Origin of the sequence: Bacillus siamensis KCTC 13613 (assembly GCF_000262045.1) — a bacterium.
Lineage (GTDB): Bacteria > Bacillota > Bacilli > Bacillales > Bacillaceae > Bacillus > Bacillus siamensis.
The window spans coordinates 1-270 of the sequence record NZ_AJVF01000029.1; the positions used below are offsets into that span (position 1 = coordinate 1).

Here is a 270-nt window from a genome sequence, read left to right on the forward strand (position 1 = left end):
CGGTCAAGCTTTCCGCTCGGTGTGACCGGCCACTCGCTCATCTCTATAAACTGAGCCGGCATCATGTAGGCCGGAAGGCGTGTCGCAAGCTCCGCCCGCACGTCATCGCTTCCCCGTCCTTCGATATAGGCGTAAAGCGCGGTTTCGCCGTGTTCAGTCCGGGCGGTGACCGCCGCCTCACGAATGCCGTCGATGCGCCGGATCGCCGCTTCGATTTCCCCCGGTTCAATCCGGTAGCCGCGGACTTTTACCTGTCCGTCTGAACGGCCG

At 63.0% G+C, this 270-nt stretch carries 1 protein-coding gene; it reads right to left on the reverse strand.

Annotation, left to right across the window (positions count from 1 at the left end; all coding sequences use genetic code 11):
• A partial coding sequence (locus Y79_RS01000000120035; RefSeq protein WP_032864784.1) for an AMP-binding enzyme occupies positions 1-270 on the reverse strand: 270 nt, incomplete at both ends.